Source organism: Arthrobacter sp. MP_M4, assembly GCF_035984855.1.
Taxonomy (GTDB): Bacteria; Actinomycetota; Actinomycetes; order Actinomycetales; family Micrococcaceae; genus Arthrobacter.
This window is the reverse complement of the sequence record NZ_JAXCHX010000021.1, coordinates 56,494-76,180: the sequence shown is the minus strand read 5'-3', so window position 1 is coordinate 76,180 and position 19,687 is coordinate 56,494. Positions and strand designations below refer to the sequence as shown.

At 66.0% G+C, this 19,687-nt stretch carries 19 protein-coding genes; 7 read left to right on the top strand and 12 right to left on the bottom strand.

What is annotated here, in order from left to right:
• Nucleotides 1–147: 147 nt before the first annotated feature.
• Together RCH15_RS14540 and RCH15_RS14535 are read left to right on the top strand one after the other, a co-directional pair.
• Nucleotides 148–798, top strand: coding sequence for an amino acid ABC transporter permease (locus RCH15_RS14540; RefSeq protein ID WP_326961377.1), 651 nt, complete (start codon nucleotides 148–150; stop codon nucleotides 796–798).
• Nucleotides 795–1,628 (top strand): amino acid ABC transporter permease, encoded by an 834-nt coding sequence (locus RCH15_RS14535; RefSeq protein WP_326961376.1) that lies wholly within the window; start codon nucleotides 795–797, stop codon nucleotides 1,626–1,628. Before RCH15_RS14540 ends, RCH15_RS14535 begins: the two co-directional genes overlap by 4 nt.
• 184 nt (nucleotides 1,629–1,812) lie before the next feature.
• On the opposite strand, the gene dapE is transcribed toward RCH15_RS14535, so the two are convergent.
• Nucleotides 1,813–2,937, bottom strand: a complete 1,125-nt coding sequence (gene dapE / locus RCH15_RS14530) for a succinyl-diaminopimelate desuccinylase (RefSeq protein WP_326961375.1) — start codon at nucleotides 2,935–2,937, stop codon at nucleotides 1,813–1,815.
• A gap of 141 nt (nucleotides 2,938–3,078) precedes the next feature.
• Between dapE and dapD the strand changes: the two genes are divergently transcribed.
• On the top strand, nucleotides 3,079–4,089 hold the full coding sequence (dapD, locus tag RCH15_RS14525; protein ID WP_326961374.1) for a 2,3,4,5-tetrahydropyridine-2,6-dicarboxylate N-succinyltransferase: 1,011 nt from the start codon (nucleotides 3,079–3,081) through the stop codon (nucleotides 4,087–4,089).
• 69 nt (nucleotides 4,090–4,158) lie between these two features.
• A complete protein-coding gene (locus RCH15_RS14520; RefSeq protein ID WP_442784521.1) occupies nucleotides 4,159–5,010 on the top strand; it encodes a hypothetical protein in 852 nt (283 codons plus the stop codon).
• Nucleotides 5,011–5,051: 41 nt separating this feature from the next.
• On the opposite strand, the gene RCH15_RS14515 is transcribed toward RCH15_RS14520, so the two are convergent.
• From RCH15_RS14515 to fdxA, 5 genes are all read right to left on the bottom strand, one after another.
• Nucleotides 5,052–5,663: a hypothetical protein gene (locus RCH15_RS14515; protein WP_326961373.1), complete on the bottom strand. Its 612-nt coding sequence runs from the start codon at nucleotides 5,661–5,663 to the stop codon at nucleotides 5,052–5,054.
• Nucleotides 5,664–5,720: 57 nt separating this feature from the next.
• Nucleotides 5,721–6,356 carry a TetR/AcrR family transcriptional regulator gene (locus RCH15_RS14510; protein WP_326961372.1) on the bottom strand — a complete coding sequence of 212 codons (636 nt, stop codon included), beginning with the start codon at nucleotides 6,354–6,356 and terminating at the stop codon, nucleotides 5,721–5,723.
• Between the two features lie 130 nt (nucleotides 6,357–6,486).
• Nucleotides 6,487–7,770 (bottom strand): citrate synthase, encoded by a 1,284-nt coding sequence (locus RCH15_RS14505; protein WP_326961371.1) that lies wholly within the window; start codon nucleotides 7,768–7,770, stop codon nucleotides 6,487–6,489.
• Nucleotides 7,771–7,998: 228 nt separating this feature from the next.
• A complete protein-coding gene (gene dapC, locus RCH15_RS14500) occupies nucleotides 7,999–9,147 on the bottom strand; it encodes a succinyldiaminopimelate transaminase (RefSeq protein ID WP_326961370.1) in 1,149 nt (382 codons plus the stop codon).
• An 11-nt stretch (nucleotides 9,148–9,158) separates the two neighbouring features.
• Nucleotides 9,159–9,485 carry a ferredoxin gene (gene fdxA, locus RCH15_RS14495; RefSeq protein ID WP_226762298.1) on the bottom strand — a complete coding sequence of 109 codons (327 nt, stop codon included), beginning with the start codon at nucleotides 9,483–9,485 and terminating at the stop codon, nucleotides 9,159–9,161.
• Between the two features lie 166 nt (nucleotides 9,486–9,651).
• On the opposite strand from fdxA, the gene RCH15_RS14490 reads away from it, so the two are divergent.
• Nucleotides 9,652–9,912 (top strand): putative acetyltransferase, encoded by a 261-nt coding sequence (locus RCH15_RS14490; RefSeq protein WP_326961369.1) that lies wholly within the window; start codon nucleotides 9,652–9,654, stop codon nucleotides 9,910–9,912.
• A 431-nt stretch (nucleotides 9,913–10,343) separates the two neighbouring features.
• Nucleotides 10,344–10,967: a dihydrofolate reductase family protein gene (locus RCH15_RS14485; protein WP_326961368.1), complete on the top strand. Its 624-nt coding sequence runs from the start codon at nucleotides 10,344–10,346 to the stop codon at nucleotides 10,965–10,967.
• 57 nt (nucleotides 10,968–11,024) lie between these two features.
• Here the strand turns inward: RCH15_RS14485 and RCH15_RS14480 are convergent, their stop codons facing one another.
• From RCH15_RS14480 to typA, 3 genes are all read right to left on the bottom strand, one after another.
• Nucleotides 11,025–11,834: a type IV toxin-antitoxin system AbiEi family antitoxin domain-containing protein gene (locus RCH15_RS14480; RefSeq protein WP_326961367.1), complete on the bottom strand. Its 810-nt coding sequence runs from the start codon at nucleotides 11,832–11,834 to the stop codon at nucleotides 11,025–11,027.
• Nucleotides 11,835–12,208: 374 nt separating this feature from the next.
• Nucleotides 12,209–12,586, bottom strand: a complete 378-nt coding sequence (locus RCH15_RS14475) for a hypothetical protein (RefSeq protein WP_326961366.1) — start codon at nucleotides 12,584–12,586, stop codon at nucleotides 12,209–12,211.
• Between the two features lie 32 nt (nucleotides 12,587–12,618).
• Nucleotides 12,619–14,547, bottom strand: a complete 1,929-nt coding sequence (gene typA / locus RCH15_RS14470) for a translational GTPase TypA (RefSeq protein ID WP_326961365.1) — start codon at nucleotides 14,545–14,547, stop codon at nucleotides 12,619–12,621.
• Between the two features lie 269 nt (nucleotides 14,548–14,816).
• On the opposite strand from typA, the gene RCH15_RS14465 reads away from it, so the two are divergent.
• A complete protein-coding gene (locus tag RCH15_RS14465) occupies nucleotides 14,817–15,794 on the top strand; it encodes an SGNH/GDSL hydrolase family protein (protein ID WP_326961364.1) in 978 nt (325 codons plus the stop codon).
• Between the two features lie 145 nt (nucleotides 15,795–15,939).
• On the opposite strand, the gene RCH15_RS14460 is transcribed toward RCH15_RS14465, so the two are convergent.
• Genes RCH15_RS14460 through RCH15_RS14450 form a run of 3 tightly spaced genes read right to left on the bottom strand, consistent with a single transcriptional unit; the run spans nucleotide 15,940 to nucleotide 19,578 of the window.
• On the bottom strand, nucleotides 15,940–17,670 hold the full coding sequence (locus RCH15_RS14460) for an ABC transporter ATP-binding protein (protein ID WP_326961363.1): 1,731 nt from the start codon (nucleotides 17,668–17,670) through the stop codon (nucleotides 15,940–15,942).
• Nucleotides 17,667–18,659 carry an ABC transporter permease gene (locus RCH15_RS14455; RefSeq protein ID WP_326961362.1) on the bottom strand — a complete coding sequence of 331 codons (993 nt, stop codon included), beginning with the start codon at nucleotides 18,657–18,659 and terminating at the stop codon, nucleotides 17,667–17,669. The genes RCH15_RS14460 and RCH15_RS14455 overlap by 4 nt, the downstream gene beginning before the upstream one ends.
• Complete coding sequence (locus RCH15_RS14450) at nucleotides 18,649–19,578, bottom strand: ABC transporter permease (protein ID WP_326961361.1); 930 nt, start codon at nucleotides 19,576–19,578, stop codon at nucleotides 18,649–18,651. The genes RCH15_RS14455 and RCH15_RS14450 overlap by 11 nt, the downstream gene beginning before the upstream one ends.
• Nucleotides 19,579–19,687 lie beyond the last annotated feature (109 nt).

Genomic DNA, 19,687 nt, shown 5'->3' with positions numbered 1-19,687 from the left:
CTCCATCACCCCCTGCTCTCCTTCTAACCCCCACCCCCCGCCCCCGCCCGGCGCGGGCCCCCCCCCCCCCCCCCCCCCCCCCCCCCCCCCCCCCCCCCCCCACTCCTGTCTCCCGCTCCACTTCCCTCAAGGCAGCCTAAGGAACCTATGGACGTCATCATTGAAAACCTCCCAGCATATTGGGACGGTTTTCTTAGAACCCTCTTCCTGTCCGTGGTCTCGGGGATCATCGCACTGATTTTCGGCACCCTGCTCGCAGCAGCCCGCGTCTCGCCCATCGCGGCCCTGCGCGGCTTCAGCATGACGTACGTGGAAATTGTCCGGAACACCCCGTTGACCATCGCGTTCTTCTTCGCTGCCGTGGTCCTGCCGCGGCTGGGAGTGACGTTCCAGCAGTTCGAAATCGCCGCCATCATCGCCTTGAGCGCCTACACCTCGGCGTTCATCGCCGAGGCGGTCCGCTCCGGTGTCAACAGCGTGCCGGTGGGGCAGGCAGAGGCTTCCCGCAGCATCGGCATGAAGTTCAGCCAGGTACTGTCCCTGATCATCCTGCCGCAGGCACTGCGGACCGTCATCCCGCCGATGATCAACATCCTGATCGCCCTGGTCAAGAACTCCTCGGTGGCTGGCGCGTTCTATGTCCTGGAACTCTTCGGCACCGGCCGGCAGCTTGCCAACGCCAACGGCGACGCGGTCCTGTGGGTCCTGGTCGGCGTCGCGATCTTCTACCTGCTGATAACCGTCCCGCTTGGCTACGTGGCCAACCTGGTTGAACGAAAGGTGGCGATCTCCCGATGAGCTCAGTCTTATACGACGTCCCCGGCCCCAAGGCCCGCCGTGTCTCCCTGATCGGCTCCATTGTCGGCGCCGTGGCGATCGCCGGCCTGCTGTGGTGGGCCATCACCGTCCTGGCCCAGCAGGGCATCTTCGAGGCAGAACGCTGGGCAGTGTTCCAGATTCCCGACGTCTGGTCACTGATCGGCAACGGTATCCTCGCCACCCTATCCGCGGCGGCGGTTGCAGCCGTGATCGCTTTCCCGCTGGGCCTGGTGCTCTGCCTGATGCGGATTTCCGACGTCGCCTGGATCCGCATCCCCACCCGCATCGTGCTGGAATTCCTGCGCGGCATGCCCGTGGTCCTGATGATGTTCTTCGTCCTGCTGGTGTTTGCGACAGGCTCGTTCACCGCCGTCGTCGCCGGACTGGTGCTGTACAACTCGGCCATCTTCGCCGAAATCATCCGCGCCGGCATCCAGTCCCTGCCGAAGGGCCAGCGTGAAGCCGGCCTTGCCATCGGCCTCACCAGCTTCGCGTCCCGGCGCAGCATCGAACTGCCCCAGGCCATCCGGCGCATGCTGCCCTCGCTCGTGGCGCAGCTTGTGGTGCTGCTGAAGGACACCTCGCTGGGCTACATCGTGTCCTACGAGGAACTGCTGCGCAAAGTGCAGATCATGGCCGACTTCCTCGGCCCGGCCTACCTGTTTCCGGTGTTCTTTGTGGCTGCCGCAATCTACATTGCCATCAACTTCTCCGTGTCCCGCCTCGCTATCTGGATCGAGAAGCGCGGCTCCAAGAAGGCGGCCGGCGGCGTGGTCAAAGTGCCCGTCGCCGGGATCCCCGATAAGTAGCCCCGCCAAGGAGCCGCGGCGAGGAGCCGCGACGAAATAGTCGGCGGCGGGTTGGCGGCGCCGAACGACTTCGGCCGAAACACGAAAGGTCCGGAATCCTGCTTGGGGTTCCGGACCTTTTGTGCTGTTCGCTGACTTGCCCTCCCTGGTGCCGGGACGTGTCCTGCGGGTTGCGGCCCGCGCCCTATGGCATGAGCCAGCTCCGCAATGCCCGCAGGCATTCACGGACCGCGTCGGCGTCCACGTGTTCGTTGTCCTTGTGCGCCAGCAGCGCGTCGCCGGGGCCGAAGTTCACGGCCGGGATCCCCAGTTCGCTAAAGCGTGCGACGTCGGTCCAGCCATACTTGGGTTTCGGCACCCCGCCGACGGCGGCTACAAAGGACGCTGCTGCAGGATGGTTGAGTCCGGGACGAGCACCGGCGGCGCTGTCCGTGCGGACGACGTCGAAACCCTCCAACAGCTCCCGGACGTGCTGCTCCGCCTCGTCCGGGGATTTGTCCGGGGCGAACCGGTAGTTGATTTCCACGACGCAACGGTCCGGAATGACGTTGCCGGCGGTCCCGCCGTGGATCTTCACAGCATTCAGGCTTTCCCGGTACTCCAGGCCGTCCACATCAACGGTCCGGGGTGCGTAGGCGGCCAGCCGGGCCAGGACCGGTGCGGCGGCGTGGATGGCGTTGCTGCCCATCCATGCCCGGGCGGAGTGCGCGGCCTCGCCCACGGTGGTTGCTTCGAACCGGATGGTGCCGTTGCATCCGCCCTCCACCGTGCCGTCCGTGGGCTCGAGGAGGATGGCAAAGTCCCCGCCCAGCAGATGTCCGTGGTTGCGCACCAGCCGGCCGAGGCCGCTTTTGACGGCCTCGACTTCCTCGTGGTCGTAGAAGACGAAGGTGACGTCCTTATCCGGCTGCCCGCCGCCGTCGAACAGTTCTGCGGCCAGTGCCAGCTGAACGGCGACGCCGCCCTTCATGTCCGTGGCGCCCCGCCCGTACAGGATGCCCTCCCCCGGCGCGCCCGAGGACCAGTAGGAGGGGACCGTCCCGAGGGAGCCCTCGGTGGTTGGCAGCGGGACAGTGTCCAGGTGCCCGGCGAGGATGACCCGCTCGGAGCGGCCGAGGTTGGTGCGGGCAATGATCGAGTCGCCGTCGCGGAGCAGCTCCAGCTGGGGGATGGAACGGAGGGCATGTTCCACGGCGTCGGCCAGCCGGTGTTCCTCCCCCGAGACGCTGAAGACGTCGATGATGTCCGCGGTCAGCAGCGCCACGTCCTGGCGCAGGTTCAGGCGGGCGGGTGCAGTATGCTCAGTCACCGTTCCACTGTATATGCCCGCCGCGTCCTCCCCGCCGGCGCCCGGTTGAGGCCGGTGTGCGCCGTCGGGTCCGCCCCACTGCACGCTACTTGGGCTGTCACGGGTTTCGGCCGCCGAGCACGCCGTCTATAGACTTGGGGCATGACTGAAACCGCTTCTTCCGCTGTGCCCGCTGACGCCCGCTCCGCCTACGGTTACGGCGTTGCCACGATCGCCACCGGCAACGGTGAAGCCACCGTCCTTGACGTCTGGTTCCCGGCGCCGGAACTCGGAACAGCGACCGGGAGCCTCCGTGACGTCGCCCACGCAGACCAGTCGCTGCTCGACATTGCCGCGACCGGCGCCGACGCGGACCGCGGCACCGAACAGAAGGTCGTCTTCGTGCAGATTCACCTGGACGAGGCTCCGGCGGACACTGCCGATGCCTACCTGCGCCTGCACCTGCTCTCCCACCGTCTGGTGCAGCCGAACACCATCAACCTGGACGGCATCTTTGGCAAGCTCCCCAATGTGGTCTGGACCAACTTCGGACCCGCCGCCGTTGAGGGCTTCGAACTGACCCGGGCCAGGCTGCGCAAGCGCGGCGCCGTCACGGTCTACGGGATCGACAAGTTCCCGCGCATGGTGGACTACGTCATTCCTTCGGGTGTGCGCATCGCGGACGCGGACCGCGTCCGGCTCGGCGCGCACCTGGCTGAGGGCACCACGGTGATGCACGAGGGCTTCGTCAACTTCAATGCCGGCACCCTGGGCAGCTCCATGGTCGAAGGGCGCATCTCCGCCGGGGTGGTTGCCGGCGACGGGTCCGACGTCGGCGGTGGCGCCTCAATCATGGGAACCCTCTCCGGCGGAGGCAAGGAAAAGATCTCCCTGGGCGAACGCGTGCTGCTCGGCGCCAATTCCGGGGTGGGCATCAGCATCGGGGACGACTCCGTTGTTGAAGCCGGCCTGTACGTGACGGCCGGTACCCGGGTACGCGTGGCCGGCGCCAAGGATGCCGACGGTGAGGACACCAGCCGGATCGTCAAGGCCGTGGAGCTCTCCGGCGTGCCCAACCTGCTCTTCCGCCGCAACTCCTCCACCGGTGAGGTGGAGGTCCTCCCCCGCAAGGGACAGACCGTCGAACTCAACGAGGCCCTCCACGCCAACTAAGGTGGAAGGGCGCAATGTCAATCGTTAGCAGCATGTACCGGTCCGGGATGGGCCTGAGGGAGTAGTTTCGTGGCACGCAGGGGCAGCTGGCGCCGACGGATGGTGCTGCTGTTGACCCTGGCACTGGTGGTCGGCGGCGTGTACACGGCCGTGGCGTTCGTTCAGCGTTCGGAGGTGCTTGTTACTGAGCGCTGTACAGCCGAGGGCGGCGGGACGGACGATCTTGCCCCCGACCAGGCGGCAAATGCCGGCCTCATCTCCGCCGTCGCCGTCCGACGGGGACTCCCGGCCCGGGCCGCCAGCATCGCCCTGGCCACCGCCATGCAGGAGTCCAAGATCCGGAACATCGGCCACGGCGACCAGGCTGGCCCGGACTCCCGCGGCCTTTTCCAGCAGCGCCCTTCGCAGGGCTGGGGCACCTCGGCCCAGGTGATGGACCCGTACCATGCGGCCAACGCTTTCTACGATGCCCTGGTCAAGGTCCCCAACTACCAGACGCTCGACATCACTGTCGCCGCGCAGCGGGTACAGCGTTCGGCCTACCCGAATGCTTACGCCCAGCACGAGGAAATGGCCCGGTCCTTTGCCTCCTCGCTGACCGGCCAGACCCCCGCCGGCGTGGATTGTGCGCTGCGCGAGCCTGACGCCCCGGGAGATCCCGCCGCCGTGCAGGAACGGGTGACCAGCGACTTTGGTGCGGTTCCCGCAGCCACGGAGGGTCGCAGCCTGGTGCTGGACGCCGACGGAACCCGGGCGTGGGCCCTCGCGCAGTGGGCGGTGGCCAACGCCAAGGCCCTCTCCGTCACGGAGGTCCAGGTGGATGGGCGGAGCTGGACGCGGCAGGAGCGCAACGGCTGGCAGTCCGCCCCGGTGCCGGCGGGACAGGTCAGGATCACGGTCGCCGAAGGGCCTGCCCAGTAGGGAGTTCCGCCCCGATCCCTGGCGTGGTCTATCCCGCCGGTTCAGACCAGCAGGTCCACCACCGGCTGCACGTAGCTGCGGAACAGTTCCGGCCGGGACAGCAGCTCGCAGCTCATGATGATCTTATCGGGCTCCAGGTACCAGGCCCGCGGCTCGGCGAGGGGCAGCTCGATGATGGTCAAGCTGAAATCATTGGTGGCCCGGCCCACCTCCAGCAACCGGTCGTCGACCATGTCCTGCAGCAGCTGCACCCCACCGGCGGCTTCGCGTTCCGCCTCGAGCGCCAGGTACTCGCCGCGGCGCTCTCTCGCCCAGGACAGTGCAGCACCGAAATGCGCCTGCAGCACGCGCCGCAGGGCGGGCGAATTGGCGAAGTCCTGGAAGCCGGGCGGACCAAGTTCCGGCGACATCTCCGGGTGTGCCCGGAGAAGTTGCTCCCACCACGCCTCCCATTCCGTTCGAAGGGCGGCCAGCCCGCCCACCTCGCCGATGAGGTGGGAATGGTCAGCGGGCCGGATCTTGGGCGCTGCGTGGCTCAGTGCCGGATGCCCTGCGCTGTCCAGGCCGGCGGCGTCGCGAACGTAAAGTGCAATGAGCAGAGGACCCGAAGTGTCCATGGTAATCCGCCAGCCCGGCCCGCCTGTGTGGTGCATCCAATTGCCTCCTTGGCAAGACATACGCCTTCAGTGTATTCCTGAAGATCACGCACGTTAATGGGTGCCGGCGTAGCTTCCCAGCCCGGACAGATGGGATTCCAGCACGTCGCTGCACATTTGCGCTGTCATCCATTCAGGCTGCAGCAGGGCGTGCAGGGCGAGCCCGTCCAGCGTGGCGAGCAGTCGCTCCGCCTCCGTGACCAGACGCTGCTGGTCCATGGCCACATCGTCGGCATCGGAGGACAGGTCCAGCACGAGCCGGCCGACAATCGCGGCCACGGCACGGTGGCTCCGGTCGGCCACCGGAAGCAGGAACGGCTTGGTCCGGGCCGCACTCTTGAACGCCATCCAGACGCAGGAATCCACGGCACGTTCCTCATCCAGGGGGAGGAACTCACCCAACAGGGTTAACACTCCGGCGTGGTGCTCCGCGGTTCCCGGCTGCTCCGCCGCGAGCCGCTCATCGGCGACCGTGAGTCTGCCGACCACCCGGTCCACAACCACCCCGAACGCGTGGGCCAGGAGTTCGTCGCTGCTGGCGAAGTAGTGCCGGACGGATCCGACGGCGAGCTCCGCCTCGTCCGCGACCTCGCGCAGCGACGCCCTTTCGAGTCCGTCCGCTGCGATGATCCGGAAGACCGCCTCGACGACTTCCTGGCGCCGGAGGGCGGCGTCGACAAATTTGGGCATTCATCTTTTTAGCACGGATGTGCCCGCGCGACGCCGGGCCGCACCGGAGGCCCGCCGCCCGTAACGCAAAACGACGCCGGCCACTCACCCTGCAGGGGCGAGCGGCCGGCGTCGAACTAAACGTTCGTACCTAAACGGAGGGGTAGTTGCGCTCCGGTTCACCGATGTACAGCTGGCGGGGGCGGCCGATCTTGGTGTTGGGGTCGCTGATCATTTCCCGCCACTGGGCGATCCAGCCCGGAAGCCGGCCGATGGCAAAGAGCACCGTGAACATCTTTTCGGGGAAGCCCATGGCTTTGTAGATCAGGCCGGTGTAGAAGTCCACGTTCGGGTAGAGCTTGCGCTGGATGAAGTAGTCATCATTCAGGGCCTTCTCTTCCAGGCGGAGGGCGATCTCCAGCAGCTCGTCGTTGCCGCCAAGCTTGGTGAGGATCTCGTGGGCCGTGGCCTTGACGATTTTGGCGCGCGGGTCATAGTTCTTGTACACGCGGTGCCCGAAGCCCATGAGCCGGACGCCGTCCTCCTTGTTCTTGACCTTCTCCATGTAGTCCTCGGGCTTGGTGCCGTCGGCCTGGATCTGGCGCAGCATCTTCAGCACGGCCTCATTGGCGCCGCCGTGGGCCGGTCCGAACAGGGCGTTGATGCCGGCGGAGACGGAGGCGAACAGGTTCGCGTTGGAGGAACCGACCAGCCGGACGGTGGACGTTGAGCAGTTCTGTTCGTGGTCGGCATGCAAGATGAGAAGCAGGTCCAGCGCCTTGGCGACGACCGGGTCCACCTCGTACTGCTCGGCCGGCAGGCCGAAACTCAGGCGGAGGAAGTTCTCAACCAGGTTGTGTGAGTTGTCCGGGTACAGCATGGGCTGGCCGATGCTCTTCTTCAGGGCGTACGCGGCAATGACCGGCATCTTGGCCAGCAGTCGGTAGGTGGAGACCTCCACCTGTTCGGCGTTGAAGGGGTCCAGCGAATCCTGGTAGAACGTGGACAGCGCGGACACGGCCGAGGACAGGACCGGCATCGGGTGCGCGTCCCGCGGGAAACCGCTGAAGAAGCCCTTCAGCTCCTCGTGCAGCAGGGTATGGTGCCGGATCCGCTGGTCGAAGGCTTCCAGCTCGGTGGCAGTGGGGAGGTTGCCGTAGATCAGCAGGAACGATACTTCCAGGAAACTGGAGTGTTTGGCGAGCTGCTCGATCGGGTACCCGCGGTACCGCAGGATTCCGGCGTCGCCGTCGATGTAGGTAATGGCCGAGGTGGTGGCCGCGGTGTTCATGAAGCCGGGGTCAAAAGCAACGGCGCCGGTCTGCTTCAGCAGCTTGGAAACGTCATAGCCCTCGTTTCCTTCTACAACCTGGATGCGCGGAAGTTCGAGCTCGCCGCCGGCATGGCGCAGGGTTGCGCTGGTGGTCTCAGTCATGGAGTCTCCTCTGAGGCGTCGAAGCCTCTGTAGAAAGCTGGTCCAACTTCTGGTGAAGCCGCCCACGGAACCTGTATTAGCCACGGATTCCTACGGCTGCGCTGCCTTCTTGTGGAAAGCCACCATTGATAGTCAGTTAAAAACTACCGCCAGATTCCGGGTGGCACTAATCCGAGGCCGCCCGGAACCGCGTATATTGCGCCGGATGTGGTACGGGTCACGGGTTTGTTACCGCCCGGTAATGAGCCGGGCGGCTGCCGCGTCAATCCGGTCATCGCTGGCTGTCAGCGCCATGCGGATAAATCCCTTGCCCGCGTCGCCGTAGAACACGCCCGGTCCCACCACGATTCCGAGGTCCGCGAGCCGGCCGACGGTGTCCCAGGTGGCCTCGCCCGCTGTTGCCCACAGGTAGAGCCCGGCCCGTGATTCGTGGATGGCCAGTCCGAACCGTTCCAGTGCAGGGACGAGCCGCTCCCGGCGGCCGCGGTAGAGGTCCTTCTGCGCCTGCACGTGGGCGTCGTCGCCCAGAGCTACGCGCATGGCCTCCTGAACCGGGTAGGGGACGATCATGCCCGCGTGCTTGCGGCTGTTGACCAGGTTCGCCACCATAGCGGGGTCGCCGGCTACGAAGGCGGCACGGTATCCGGCCAGGTTGGACTGTTTGCTAAGCGAGTACACGGCCAGCAGGCCCTCGTGGGAGCCCTCCGCGACCTGCGGGTCCAGGATGCTGGGCACCGGAGCACCGCCCCGCTGGACGTCCCACTCCCCCCAGCCGAGCTCGGCGTAGCATTCATCCGAGGCTACGACGGCTCCGAGGGCGCGGGCCTGCCGGACCATTCCGCGGAGCGAGTCGGCGTCCCGGACGCTGCCGGTAGGGTTCGCCGGGGAGTTTACCCAAACCAGCCGGACACGGGCCCGGGTGGCGGCGTCGAGTTCATCAAGGTTGTCCGCGGCGACGTGCTCGGCGCCGGCAAAGGTCGCGCCGATGTCGTATGTGGGGTAGGCCACTGTGGGGCGGACGACGACGTCGCCCGGCTTGAGCCCCAGCAGGAACGGGAGCCAGGCCACGAGTTCCTTGGAGCCGACGGTGGGCATGATGTCCTGCGGATCCAGCCCGGGGACGCCGCGGCGGCGCTCAAACCACGCCGCGATCGCTTCCCGGAGCCCAGCCGTGCCGTGGACCGTGGGGTAGCCCGGGGCGTTCGAGGCGCCCCGCAGGGCCTCCTGGACAACGGCGGGGGTGGTGTCCACCGGGGTTCCGATCGAGAGGTTCGCCATGCCCCCGGGGTGCTCCGCGGCCCTCGCCAGGTACGGGGCCAGGGCTTCCCAGGGGTAGTCGGGCAGGCTCAGGCCGAAGCTGCGCTGCGCTGAGGACACCGGCGCCCGCCTTAGCTCTCTTGGTTCTGCGGCGGCAGGGCGGCGATCATTGGGTGGTCCGTGTGCGTATTGCCGACCTTCGCGGCCCCGCCCGGGGAGCCGAGGTCATCGAAGAATTCGACGTTGGCCTTGTAGTAATCGGCCCATTCCTCCGGGGTGTCGTCCTCGTAGTAGATGGCTTCAACGGGGCAGACCGGCTCGCAGGCTCCGCAGTCAACGCACTCGTCGGGGTGGATGTACAGGGAGCGTTCACCTTCGTAAATGCAATCGACGGGGCACTCTTCAATACATGCCTTGTCTTTGACATCTACACACGGCTGCGCGATTACGTACGTCACGTCCCTGGCCTCTCCACGTTGGTTCCGGCGATGGCCGGATAACTGCTCCCGGCCGGAACGCCGGACTGCTGACTCCTGAGCCTATTATCTCCCAGCCCGTTCCCGCGAACCTAGCCGGGCGTCACACTGGCCGACCTCCTGAATCTAGCGGACTTAGGATGAACTGGTGAGTTCCTCGAATCCTTCACCGCAAGAGTTCCTGACTGCCGCCGAACCAGGCACCCGGGTGGTGGTCCGGTACCGGATCGAAGGCGGGTTCACGGACGCCCTGGGCGAGCTCGTGATGCGCACCGTCGACTCCTGCACCATCAGGACCCGGCGGTCCGACGTCGAGGTTCCCCTGCACCTGGTGGTGGCGGCCAAACAGGTCCCGCCCGCCCCCGCCCGCCGCTCCCCCACCGGATCCACCGGACATGCCCATCCCTGACCCGCCGGATCCACCGGAGATGTCCATCCCCGACCCGCCGGATCCACCGGACATGCCCATCCCCGACCCGCCGGATCCACCGGACATGCCCATCCCCGACCCGCCGGATCCACCGGACATGCCCATCCCCGACCCGTCCGAGGGGACATGCGCTTCCCCTGCATCGAGCGATGGACATAGTGCCTCTATGTCCATCCGTCGCGGCCCCCGCTGAGCATGCCCGTTCCCCTCGGCCGAGGATTGCGGAACATGCCCACTCCTAAGCCTGAGCATGCCCCTCCGAAAGGCGCCATCGAGGGACTAACGGCGGATGCCGGCCGCACGGGCCCTCGACGATCCCTCCGCTTCCCATTGCTAGGCAGGGGACGTGTGTGCCAGCCTCGAGATGATCCCGTCACCGGGCGGCGACGGGCGGCAGATAGGGGCACGGCATGGGACGCATCTGCATCGACCTGTTCACCACGCTCGACGGCGTCGCGCAGGCGCCCGGCGGGCCGGACGAGGACCCTGACAACAATTTCGCGTTTGGCGGCTGGCAGGCGCCTCTCTTGGACGAAGCAGTCGGCGACCAGATCAGCGCAGGGATGGCAGGGATGGACGCGCTGCTACTGGGGCGCCGGACCTACGACATCTTCGCCGCATACTGGCCGCACCAGGACGGGGGCATCGCGAAACTGTTCAACCGCCTTCCGAAATACGTGGCCTCGCACCAGGCGCCCACCCTTGAGTGGGCCGGATCCACCCTGCTCGGTGCCGACGTCATTGGCGCCGTACGGGACCTCCGGGACCGGCACGAGAGCATCCACGTCATCGGCAGTCTCAACTTCGTGCAGACCCTGTTCGCGGAGCGGCTTTTCGACCGGCTTACCCTTTGGGTGTATCCCATCCTCCTCGGCCGTGGAAAGAAGGTCTTCGCCGACGGAGTGGTTCCAACAAACCTCAGACTCATCGAACCGGTGATCTCCTCGCCCAGGGGCGCCGTGCTGCAACGCTACGAGCTTGCCGAAGGCACACCCGGCGTCGGCGAGATGCCCGCCGACGGCCAGAATGCCTAGATACGGTTCCGGCGATCGTTGTAATCAGCGCGGCCTTCTCGGCACTCAGGTCAGCCCTCATGCTGCCGCGGGAAGCCTGTCCAACGCGTCCCGCACCATGGCGATGAACTCCTGCGGCCGGTACTTGAGCAGCGGATAGCTCACTACCAGGGTGGGCAATCCCAGCCTGGTAGTGACATTCCATCGACGCCGGTCCTCTTCGAAACTCGCCCGGTCCATATGGAAACCGGCCCCATCAGCTTCAACCCCGAGCCGGCCGTCCACCATGAGGTCCAAATGGCCCATGCCCGGGATGTTCACTTGCGACTCGACATGGAAGCCCGCCCGCCGCAGCTGGAATCGGGCGATGCACTCGATCACTGACTGGGACTGCGGGACGATGGACGCAATGATCCTCCGCTCCCGCGCGTCGTTCCGACCTGAAAACCGCTGCCGGAGCGCCGGCAGCGGCAGGCTTTTGAGGACCACGGCGGACTCGGCTATAACGAGCCCGTCCAGCTCCGGCTGACAGCGCAGGCTTTGAACCACCGTATCCAGTAGCGTCGGCGGCGCCGCAGCACGGTGACAGACGAAGCCCGGATAGCTGCGGCTGTGGGTCAGTGCCACGTGCGGTTGCTCGGGCGGCTCCAGCACCCAAAGACCGGCAAACGAGGCCGCGCTGACACAAGCCGGTTCAGCCGGTAAAGATCTGATGGCGACGAGTCGGGAGTCGGCGCCGGGTGCCGCGTAGACGCCGCGGGCCACTCGGGTGACGGCTCCGCTGGACATGGCGGCTGTGAGCTGGAAGCTGGAAACTCCGGCGGCCGCGAAGTGCTTGGCGCGGGCCACGCCGTCGTAGTTCGCCAGCACCATCGCGATCTTTGACATGCACCTATGGTGAAGCTGCGGAACAAAAGCCGAACAGGACCGGGGCCCGCTATGTGGACAAGCGGGCCGTTCCTTGTCCCTCTGCGCGGCTTGGACATGCCCACCGGTCAGCTTGGCGCACGCCCACTCCTGTGTGCAACCAGTGGACATGACGCCATTATGCCCAGCCGCCGTCGCGAAGATTGGGCATGTCCCACCGGCGCGGACACGAAGAATGAGCATGTCACCCGGCAGGAATGAAAGATGGGGCATGTCCGCCGGCGCGGGGAAAAGGATGGGCATGTCCCCCGGCGCGGACACGAAGAATGAGCATGTCACCCGGCAGGAATGAAAGACGGGCATGTCCCACCGGCGCACAGGGGCGGATTTGGGGGCTACGCCGGTGCTGTCCGGTAGCGCCGGCACCAGACCAGAGTGGCCATGGTGACTGCGGCGATGCCGTAGATCCAAAGACTTCCGGCCAGGTCGCCGATAATCAGCCGTCTGCCGGGTGCCATCGTGGACCACCAGCCGGCCAGTACGTAACAGACCACACCGCAGGCCGCCGTCGGGACCACGGAACGGAACGCGGCTCCGAGCCACACCTCGACGGCACCCAGCAGCACCAGCGCCGCGCCGGCGCCCCAGGGGACGTCGACCCCGGCGAGGAGGATGCTGTGCCGGTGCAGGGCGGTCCCTGCGAGGGCAGCAAAAAGAGCTGCCGGCACGGCGGCGGCAAGACCGCCTGCCGTTCCGGCAGCTCTCTTATTCACAAAGGGTCCTTCGCTTTAGTGCAAACGCAGGATTAGACCTTTGCGCGGGCGCGGTTGGACTTGGCGCGCTGGTTGACGTCCAGGATGAGCTTCCGGATGCGGATGGATTCCGGGGTGACCTCGACGCACTCGTCTTCGCGGGCGAACTCGAGTGACTCTTCGAGGGTCAGGTCGCGCGGGGGCGTCAGGTTCTCGAAGGTGTCGGAGGAAGCAGCACGCATGTTGGTGAGCTTCTTTTCCTTGGTGATGTTGACGTCCATGTCGTCGGCGCGGGAGTTCTCGCCGACGATCTGGCCCTCGTAGACCTCGGAGGTGGGGCGGACGAAGAAGGATCCGCGTTCCTGGAGGTTGATCATGGCGAACGGCGTCACAACACCGGCGCGGTCGGCGATCATCGAACCGTTGGTGCGGTATTCGATCGGGCCGGCCCACGGCTCGTAGCCCTCGGAGATGGACGCCGCAATGCCAGCGCCGCGGGTGTCCGTGAGGAACTTCGTGCGGAAACCGATCAGGCCACGGGCCGGAACGATGAACTCCATGCGGCACCAGCCGGTGCCGTGGTTGGCCATGTTCGTCATGCGGCCCTTGCGGGCAGCCATGAGCTGCGTGACGGCGCCCAGGTACTCTTCCGGCACGTCGATGGTCATGTGCTCCATCGGCTCGTGGACCTTGCCGTCGACGAGCTTGGTGACAACCTGCGGCTTGCCGACGGTCAGCTCGAAGCCTTCGCGGCGCATCTGCTCAACCAAGATGGCCAGCGCGAGCTCGCCACGGCCCTGGACTTCCCAGGCATCCGGGCGCTCGGTCGGGAGCACCTTGATGGAGACGTTACCGATCAGTTCCTTGTCCAGGCGGTCCTTGACCTGGCGGGCCGTGACCTTGGCACCCTTGACCCGGCCGGCCAGCGGCGAGGTGTTGATACCGATGGTCATGGAGATCGCCGGATCGTCCACGGTGATCAGCGGCAGCGGCTGCGGGTTGTCGACGTCGGTCAGGGTCTCACCGATGGTGATCTCCTCGATACCGGCGACGGCGACGATCTCACCCGGGCCGGCGGAGTCGGTCGGAACACGGTCCAGGGCCTTGGTGGCCAGCAGTTCGGTGATCTTGACGTTCTTCATTTCACCGTTGGCACGCGCCCAGGCAACGGTCTGGCCCTTGCGCAGGGTGCCGTTGTAGATGCGCAGCAGCGCCAGTCGGCCCAGGAACGGGGAAGCGTCCAGGTTGGTGACGTGGGCCTGGAGGACACCGTTGGGGTTGTAGGTCGGTGCCGGGATGTGCTCGATGATGGCCTGGAACAGCGGTTCCAGGTCCTCGTTCTCGGGAGCGGAGCCGTCGGCGGGCTGCTCGAGGGACGCACGGCCGACCTTGGCGGCGGCGTAGACGACCGGCACGTTGAGGATCTTGTCCAGGTCCAGGTCCGGAACTTCGTCGGCGAGGTCGGAGGCCAGGCCCAGGAGCAGGTCCATGGACTCGTGCACAACTTCTTCGATCCGCGCGTCGGGACGGTCGGTCTTGTTGACCAGGAGGATCACCGGCAGGTGCGCGGCGAGGGCCTTGCGGAGGACGAAGCGGGTCTGGGGCAGCGGGCCCTCAGAGGCGTCAACGAGGAGGACGACGCCGTCAACCATCGACAGGCCGCGCTCCACCTCGCCACCAAAGTCGGCGTGACCGGGGGTGTCGATGACGTTGATGGTGATGGTCTCGCCCTTGGAGGACGGTCCGTTGTAAGCCACCGTGGTGTTTTTGGCCAGGATGGTGATGCCCTTTTCACGCTCAAGGTCACCGGAGTCCATGACCCGGTCCTCGAGGTGGTTGTGAGCGGCAAAAGAGTTGGTCTGCTTGAGCATGGCGTCGACCAAGGTGGTCTTGCCGTGGTCAACGTGGGCCACGATCGCGACGTTGCGCAGGTCACTGCGCGATGCAGTGGCTACCGCGGTGTTGGTGGTGGTTTCAGACATGCGTTATTGCTCGATTCAGTGGTGAAGTCAGCTGTTGTATCGCGACATTTCCAACCGGAACGCACGACGGATACGCCCCTTTGGCACAGGGCACCTTCTTCCATTCTAAACGCTTGGGCATTTATTGGCCTAAATCCCTTATCCCCGCAGCTCAGGCCGGTCAGTGAGGACGGGAAATTGGCACGGCGCCTGTGAGTAAAGTCACTGGATTTTATCGGCCCGATGCCCCATGATTGCTGAGACAGCAGCAGCCAGCACGGAGACATCACTTGCGCAACGCCTCGGCCCTGTCCCGCTTGGTCGCACCGACGATCGCCGTAGGCATCCTTGCTGCGGGTTGCGGGCAGACACCATCCGCCCCCACGCCCGACGCCGGCGCAAGCCAGCGTAGCGGCGTCCCCGCCGCGGCGCCGCACCGCGCTCCCGCCGCCCCGTACCGCGCTCCCGGCGCTCCCGGCGCTCCCGGCGCTCCCGGCGAACCGTTGGACTTAGGCTCCGACGGTAAAGCCAACTATTTCCCCTTGCCTGGCCCGGCCGGCGAACCGGCGGCCCCCCTCGCCCCGCCGCCCGTCCCCGTGAACCTGCCCGCGGGCAGCACTTACCGGAACCCCGCCAGTGGCCGGGACGAGGTGGTCGTGGCGGACATCGCCAGGACAGCCGTGCTGATCGGCGATTCCCAGTCCGAGCCCGTGACGTCCTGGCCCCGGACAGCACTGGCCAGCCTGGGTTACACGGTCCATTTCTGCGGCCTGGGCGGCACGGGCTATGTTGCAGCCAACGGCAAGACCGGCAACTACATCGACGCCCTTGAGCGCGGCGACTGGCTGCTCCCTTACGGTTCGCCGCCCCTCGTGGTAATCGAGGGCGGCGGCAATGACGCCGCCCGGGGCGCAACGGATCAGCAAATCTCCGCCAATGCCGAGCGGCTGATCGCCGGTGTCCGGGGGCGCTATCCCGAGGCTCGGCTGGCCATGGTGGGGACGCTCGCCCGCGGCGCCGCCAATGGCGGCGGACGCCGTACCCAGGTCGACGCGCTGCTCGGCACGGTGGCAGCCCGGCACTCCATTCCTTTTGTCAGCGTCGGGGACTGGCTGACCCGCTACAACCTCACCAAGTCGATGGCCGACGGCGTCCACATGAATGCCGACGGACACGCCGCCCTGGCCGTCCTGCTGGCCCGGCGGCTGGCGGAATTTACGCTGCAGGCCCCGATCCCCGGACTCGTTGAGTCCCTGACGAGGCGCTGAGACGAGCCGCGGAGACGAGCGCCTGCCCCCGCCGGGCGTCGCAGCCTTCCGCGCTCGTTAACGACACGGAAGCCGGCGTCCGCCCCTGGGCGGACACCGGCTCCCGTGTCATTCAGCTCGACTCATTGAGCGGAGTTCAGGCAGGTCAGGCGACTTCCGGGGGCAACATCAGGCGTGCACCGGGGATCGCGTTGAGCAGTGCCTTCGTGTAGTCCTGCTGGGGAGCGTCGAAGACGTCGTCGGTGGATCCCGTTTCCACCAGCTTGCCCTTTTCCATGACGCACACGTGGTCCGCGATCTGCCGCACCACGGCGAGGTCGTGGGTGATGAACAGGTAGGTCAGGCCCAGCCGGGACTGCAGTTCGGCGAGCAGGTTCAGCACCTGCGCCTGGACCAGGACGTCGAGTGCAGAGACGGCCTCATCGCAGATGATCACCTCGGGGTCCAGGGCGAGGGCACGGGCGATTGCGACTCGCTGGCGCTGCCCGCCCGAGAGTTCGTTCGGGTAGCGCTGCATGGTGGACTGCGGCAGGGCCACCTGGTCCAGCAGTTCACGAACCTTCTTCTCGCGGCTGGTCTTGTCCCCGATCTTGTGGGTCCGCAACGGCTCCTCGATGGTCCGGAAGATATTGTACATCGGATCCAAAGACCCGTACGGGTCCTGGAAGATCGGCTGTACCCGGCGGCGGAAGGCGAAGATTTCCTTGCTGTTGAGCGTGGAGGTGTCGACGCCGTCGAAGATGATCTTCCCGGACGTGGGCGTCAGGAGGTTCAGCACCATCTGCGCCACGGTGGACTTTCCGGAACCGGACTCGCCCACGATTGCCGTCGTGGTTCCGCGCTTGACGCCGAAGGAGACGTCGTCGACGGCGGTGAAGTCCATTGACTTGCCAAAGCCCGAGCGCAACTTAAAGACCTTGCTCAGGTTCTGGATCTGCAATACGTCCGCGGTCATGGCCGGTTCCACCACCACGGCCTCGGCGGGGGCCAGCAGGTCATCTGTCTCGACGCCCAATTCCTTAGCGACCGTGATGCGCCGGGAAGCCAGCGACGGCGCCGAGGCAACCAGGCGCTGGGTGTAGGGGTGCTGCGGGTTCTGCAGGAGCTCCAGGGACGGCCCGGATTCCACGACCTGACCGCGGTACATCACCACCACCTTGTCCGCCCGCTCGGCGGCCAGGCCGAGGTCGTGGGTGATGAGCAGCACCGCGGTGCCAAGTTCGGTGGTCATTTTGTCCAGATGATCGAGGATCTGCCGCTGGACCGTGACGTCCAGGGCCGACGTCGGCTCATCAGCAATCAGCAGACGCGGCTGGCACGACAGGCCGATGGCGATCAGGGCACGCTGGCGCATGCCGCCGGAGAACTCGTGCGGGTACTGCTTGGCCCGCCGCGCAGCGTCCGGCAGGCCCGCCTGCGACAGGACGGTTGCGACGTCGTCCTGGCTGTCAGGAAGTCCGTTGGCCTTCAACGTCTCGCGGACCTGCTGCCCGATCTTCCACACGGGGTTCAGGTTCGACATAGGGTCCTGCGGGACCATGCCGATGCTGTTTCCGCGGAGTTCAATCATCCGTTTTTCACCGGCGTTGGAGATATCTTCGCCGTCGAACAGGATCTGGCCGGCAGAGACGCGGCCGTTGGTCGGCAGCAGGCCGATGGCGGCCAGGGCAGTGGTCGACTTGCCCGACCCGGACTCGCCGACAATGGCGACCGTCTCACCCGGCATGATGGTGAGGTGCGCGTTCCGCACTGCCTGGACGTCGCCGTTGCCGGTGGCAAAGGTGATCGCGAGGTCCTTGATTTCAAGCAGCGGCCGGTCCGCGGAGATGCCCGCTTCCTGGATTTCTACGGAGGCGTTCAAGGTCTCCCCTTTCATCGCTTGCGCGCTTTGGGATCGAGGGCATCACGCAGGGCATCGCCCAGCATGATGAAGCTCAGGACGGTGATGGACAGCGCGATGGCCGGGTACAGCAGCGGCATCGGGTTGGACCGGAGCGAAGCTTGCGCCGCCTGGATGTCGTTTCCCCAGGACATGACGCTGGGCGGCAGCCCGATGCCGAGGAAGGACAGCGTGGATTCGGCCACAATGAAGGTGCCGAGCGAAATCGTGGCGACGACGATGATCGGGGCCAGCGAGTTCGGCATGACGTGGCGCATGAGGGCGCCGAACTTCGAGACACCCAGCGACCGGGCCGCCACAACGAAGTCGGCGTTGCGGACTTCGATCACGGCACCGCGGGTGATTCGGGCGATCTGCGGCCAGCCGAAGGTGACCAGGATCAGCACCAGGGTCCAGACCGTGCGGTTGGTGCGGAACATCGGCAGCTGCATGAGCACGATGGCACCAAGGATCAGCGGGAGGGCGAAGAAAATGTCATTGATGCGGGCCAGTACGGCGTCCACCCAGCCGCCGTAATAACCGGCCACGGCCCCCATGATTCCGCCGATCAGCAGGACACCGATGGTGGTGAAGAGACCCACGGTCACGGAGGACCGTGTCCCGAAGATGACGCGCGCGTAGACGTCGCAGCCTTGCTGGGTGAAGCCCAGCGGGTGGCCGTCGGCGGGTCCTGCGTCCGAGTTCGCCAGCTGGCAGGCCTCGGACGTCGGATCGATCCCGGAGAACAGGCCCGGGAAGAGCGAAACGGCCACGACGACCAGAATCAGGACCGCGGAGATCAGGAACAGCGGCTGCTTGCGCAGGTTCTTCCACGCCTCGCCCCAAAGACTCAGCGGCGCCTTGTCCTCCTTGACCCGGTCGGTCGCCTGCAGCGGCGTCTCGGCGAGGTCTGCGACGAAATGCTCTTTGTGGCGCGCCGCAGGAGCGGCGGCGCTGTAATTTGCGTTGTTCACATCAGGAGTCATAGCGGATCCTCGGGTCAAGCCAGGCGTACAGCAGGTCAACGAGCAGGTTGGAGAGGCAGTAAATCAACACCAGGACGGTCACGATCGAGACCACCGTCGGTCCTTCCCCTGACAGGACGGCCCGGTACAGCCGGTTGCCGACACCCGGAATGTTGAAGATGCCTTCCGTGACAATCGCGCCGCCCATCAGGGCGCCGAGGTCGGCGCCGAGGAACGTGATGACCGGAATCAGGGAGTTGCGCAGGATATGCACCCGGACCACTTTGAACCGGGACAAGCCCTTGGCCGAGGCTGTGCGGACGTAGTCGGCGCTCATGTTCTCGAGCACGCTGGTCCGGGTCAGCCGGAGGACGTAGGCGAAGGAGCCCAGCCCCAGGACGATCGCCGGCAGGATCAGGTCCTGGACAGTCGCGGCTGAGCTGACCGTGGGTTTCGCCCACGCCAGCTGGACGCCGATGAAGTACTGCAGCAGGAACCCGAGAACGAAGATCGGGATGCCGATGACGATCAGCGAGGCCACGAGCACAGTCGCGTCGAACAACTTTCCCTTGCGCAGGCCGGCGATGAGGCCAAAGATGATGCCGAAGAAGGCTTCAAAAATGAGGGCCATGACGGCCAGCCGCGCCGTCACGGGGAACACTTCGCCAAGGACCGCTGCGATGGGGCGGCCGGAGAAGTCCAGGCCGAGGTCGAAGGTAAAGATGCTCTTGAGGTAGAGCAGGTATTGGATCCAGAACGGCTGGTCCAGGTGGTACTGGGCGCGGAGCTGCGACGCCACGGCCTCGTTGACCGGCTTGTCGCCGAAGAGAGCCACGATGGGGTCGCCGGGGAGGCTGAAGACCAGGAAATAGACCAGCAGTGTCGCGCCGAGGAAGACGGGGATCAGCTGCAGGAAACGCTTGAGGATGTAGGTCGCCATCAGCGCACCACACCCCCGCGAGCATGCATCCTGTCCAAGGATGCGGTGGAGTTGTTCATCAAAGAACCTTTTCACTATAGATGCGGGACGACGCCGGGTTACTCACGGT

What these genes read in the sequence shown, in the direction of transcription:
- RCH15_RS14540 (WP_326961377.1), top strand. Translation starts at nt 148, where the DNA reads ATGGACGTCATCATTGAAAACCTCCCAGCATATTGGGACGGTTTTCTT.
- RCH15_RS14535 (WP_326961376.1), top strand. Translation starts at nt 795, where the DNA reads ATGAGCTCAGTCTTATACGACGTCCCCGGCCCCAAGGCCCGCCGTGTC.
- dapD (WP_326961374.1), top strand. Translation starts at nt 3,079, where the DNA reads ATGACTGAAACCGCTTCTTCCGCTGTGCCCGCTGACGCCCGCTCCGCC.
- RCH15_RS14515 (WP_326961373.1), bottom strand. Translation starts at nt 5,663, where the DNA reads ATGCACCACACAGGCGGGCCGGGCTGGCGGATTACCATGGACACTTCG.
- RCH15_RS14510 (WP_326961372.1), bottom strand. Translation starts at nt 6,356, where the DNA reads ATGCCCAAATTTGTCGACGCCGCCCTCCGGCGCCAGGAAGTCGTCGAG.
- RCH15_RS14505 (WP_326961371.1), bottom strand. Translation starts at nt 7,770, where the DNA reads ATGACTGAGACCACCAGCGCAACCCTGCGCCATGCCGGCGGCGAGCTC.
- RCH15_RS14485 (WP_326961368.1), top strand. Translation starts at nt 10,344, where the DNA reads ATGGGACGCATCTGCATCGACCTGTTCACCACGCTCGACGGCGTCGCG.
- RCH15_RS14480 (WP_326961367.1), bottom strand. Translation starts at nt 11,834, where the DNA reads ATGTCAAAGATCGCGATGGTGCTGGCGAACTACGACGGCGTGGCCCGC.
- typA (WP_326961365.1), bottom strand. Translation starts at nt 14,547, where the DNA reads ATGTCTGAAACCACCACCAACACCGCGGTAGCCACTGCATCGCGCAGT.
- RCH15_RS14460 (WP_326961363.1), bottom strand. Translation starts at nt 17,670, where the DNA reads ATGAAAGGGGAGACCTTGAACGCCTCCGTAGAAATCCAGGAAGCGGGC.
- RCH15_RS14455 (WP_326961362.1), bottom strand. Translation starts at nt 18,659, where the DNA reads ATGACTCCTGATGTGAACAACGCAAATTACAGCGCCGCCGCTCCTGCG.
- RCH15_RS14450 (WP_326961361.1), bottom strand. Translation starts at nt 19,578, where the DNA reads ATGGCGACCTACATCCTCAAGCGTTTCCTGCAGCTGATCCCCGTCTTC.